General features: G+C 42.4%; 3 protein-coding genes. 2 read left to right on the forward strand and 1 reads right to left on the reverse strand.

What is annotated here, in order from left to right; translation table 11 throughout:
- Nucleotides 1–177: 177 nt before the first annotated feature.
- Nucleotides 178–396, reverse strand: coding sequence for a winged helix-turn-helix domain-containing protein (locus tag B5F71_RS19100; protein WP_022039998.1), 219 nt, complete (start codon nucleotides 394–396; stop codon nucleotides 178–180).
- A 259-nt stretch (nucleotides 397–655) separates the two neighbouring features.
- Here B5F71_RS19100 and map point away from each other — a divergent pair, with 259 nt between their 5' ends.
- Entirely contained in the window at nucleotides 656–1,513 is an 858-nt protein-coding gene (map, locus tag B5F71_RS19105; RefSeq protein WP_087213495.1) for a type I methionyl aminopeptidase, read from the forward strand.
- Between the two features lie 155 nt (nucleotides 1,514–1,668).
- The gene (tsaD, locus tag B5F71_RS19110) at nucleotides 1,669–2,694 is read left to right on the forward strand and encodes a tRNA (adenosine(37)-N6)-threonylcarbamoyltransferase complex transferase subunit TsaD (RefSeq protein WP_087213498.1); all 1,026 of its coding nucleotides are present in this window, start codon (nucleotides 1,669–1,671) and stop codon (nucleotides 2,692–2,694) included.
- Nucleotides 2,695–2,798 lie beyond the last annotated feature (104 nt).

Here is a 2,798-nt window from a genome sequence, read left to right on the forward strand (position 1 = left end):
ACGAAGAACAGGAGCGAAAAAGACCAAAAAATCGCCCAAAGCACACACGAAAACGGATACATCAAGCCAAGAAAAACTTTTTGGAGAAATTCAAAACAGCTTCTAAGAATAGAAGAATTCTTTGAGGATGATGAACTGCTTCTCCCACAAAGAATTCTTCATTCTTCATTTTTAAATTTATCCGATATAGACATTGACTGTCAGGAAAATCCTATCGCCATGTTCGTCCATGTCAAAATCGATTTTGTCTTCGCGTGCCAGCCAGCCGATGGCTGCATTAAGGTCTCTGTCGGTCAATCCTGTCGCTTTTTTGAGTTCGTCATACTCCCAATGGCGGTTGTCTTTTAATTTATTCCAGACAATGCCTGCATGTTCGCCAATTTGAATTTTGTTCATTTTGTTTCGGTTTTAATTAATATTAAATCAAGGTGCTCAAATTTTATAGGCAAAGTAAACGATTTTTGTCCAAACTTTCAACTTTTTCTTTTCCTTTTTTTACTTTTAAACGCAAAAGGCATTAATCAAGTTTGGAAACTGTTTTATTATGGTCGAAAGCGCAGTCGTGAAAAGTATGATTATCAAATTTTGTCGGTTGCTTTTTGATTTAACGAGAAATTTCTACCTTTGCAGGTAGATTTTAATTCGAATCAAGATTATGGTAAAAAGGAAGAAGCTAAACTGGAGGGTGCCTAAGGGCACAGAATTGACCGAGCTGGACAAAAAGGTACTTTATTACCAGAACAAAGGGCATTTGGTCCCGTCTCGTGATTTAATCAAGACTCCAGAGCAGATAGAAGGCATACGGCGCAGCGGTCTGCTGAATACGGCTGTGCTTGACAAGGTGGCAGAAGAAATCCGTGAGGGGATGAGTACTGCTCAAATAGACAGAATCGTTTACGATTATACGGTGAATCATGGTGGCATTCCTGCCTGTTTGGGATATGAGGGTTTCCCAAAAAGTGTATGCACCTCTATTAATGAAGTGGTATGCCACGGCATTCCTTCGGAAGACGAAATCTTGGAAGAAGGTGATATTATTAACGTAGATTGCACTACAATCCTTAATGGATATTATGCAGATGCATCACGTATGTTTATTATCGGGAAGACAACCCCGGAGAAAGAAAAGCTTGTACAGGTGGCACGCGAGTGTATGGATATCGGTGCCGATGCTGCCCAACCTTTTGGTTTCGTAGGTGATATCGGGCATGCAGTCGAAAAACATGCCAAAAAAAATGGTTTCTCTGTGGTACGTGATTTATGCGGACATGGGGTAGGGTTGGACTTTCATGAAGAACCTGATGTGCTGCATTACGGACGGAAAGGTACAGGCATGTTGCTGGTACCTGGAATGGTGTTTACCATCGAACCGATGATTAATATGGGCACATGGGAAGTATTTATTGATGAGGAAGACGGCTGGACAGTAGTGACGGAAGACGAGCTGCCATCTGCCCAGTGGGAACATACTTACGTAATGACCGATAATGGACTGGAGATATTGACGTATTAAGAATAATTTGCTAATGTGCTAATTTGTTAATGTGCTAATGTACTAATGTACTAATGTGTTAATTTGCTAATTTGCTAATTAATTTTCACATTACCACATTCTCACATTAGCACATTGATACATTGCCACATTGTCACATTGATTAATTACTGATTATGAATAACGATATAATAATATTAGGAATAGAGTCTTCGTGCGACGATACGTCTGCTGCCGTTATCCGCAATGGGGTGTTGCTCTCCAGTGTCATTGCCAGCCAGGCTGTACACGAAGCTTATGGAGGGGTAGTGCCCGAACTGGCTTCACGTGCACACCAGCAGAATATTGTGCCAGTGGTGCACGAAGCGTTAAAGCGGGCAGGCGTGACGAAAGAACAGCTAAGTGCCATTGCTTTTACCCGTGGTCCCGGACTGATGGGTTCGTTGCTGGTAGGCGTTTCTTTTGCCAAGGGATTGGCTTTGGCTTTAGGTATCCCTTTGGTGGATGTCAATCACTTGCAGGGTCATGTGTTGGCGCATTTTATTAAAGAGTCTGAGGAAGATACGGATCAGCCTAAGTTTCCGTTCATTTGTTTACTGGTGTCGGGTGGTAATTCGCAGATAATTCGTGTAAATGCCTACAATGACATGCAGGTGTTGGGACAGACCATCGATGATGCGGCCGGAGAAGCTATCGACAAATGTTCGAAAGTGATGGGGTTGGGTTATCCCGGCGGACCGATTATTGACAAACTGGCACGTCAGGGAAATCCGGATGCGTTTACATTCAGCAAACCACATATTGGGGGATACGATTATAGTTTTAGTGGATTAAAGACATCGTTTCTTTATTCACTTCGTGACTGGTTGAAGGATGAACCGGATTTTATAGAACATCATAAAACCGATTTGGCCGCGTCGCTGGAAAAAACGATTGTCGATATCTTAATGGATAAGTTGCGTAAGGTTGTAAAAGATACAGGTATTACTGAAGTGGCGGTTGCCGGAGGTGTATCGGCAAACAACGGGTTGCGCAATGCATTCCGCGAGCATGCTGCAAAATACGGATGGAAAATCTATATTCCTAAATTTGGCTATACAACAGACAATGCTGCAATGATTGCCATCACCGGTTATTACAAATACTTGGACAAGGATTTTTGTTCAATAGACAAACCGGCATATTCGCGTGTGGCACTTTAGAAGCTGTTTTGAATTTATCGTGCGATGATTTGGGATGAGTTTTTGAGGCATTTCCGCTTCTGTGATGAGGAAGATAGCGGGCTATCTGACGAAGAACAGGAGCG

The organism is Bacteroides sp. An269 (genome assembly GCF_002159755.1).
Lineage (GTDB): Bacteria > Bacteroidota > Bacteroidia > Bacteroidales > Bacteroidaceae > Phocaeicola > Phocaeicola intestinalis.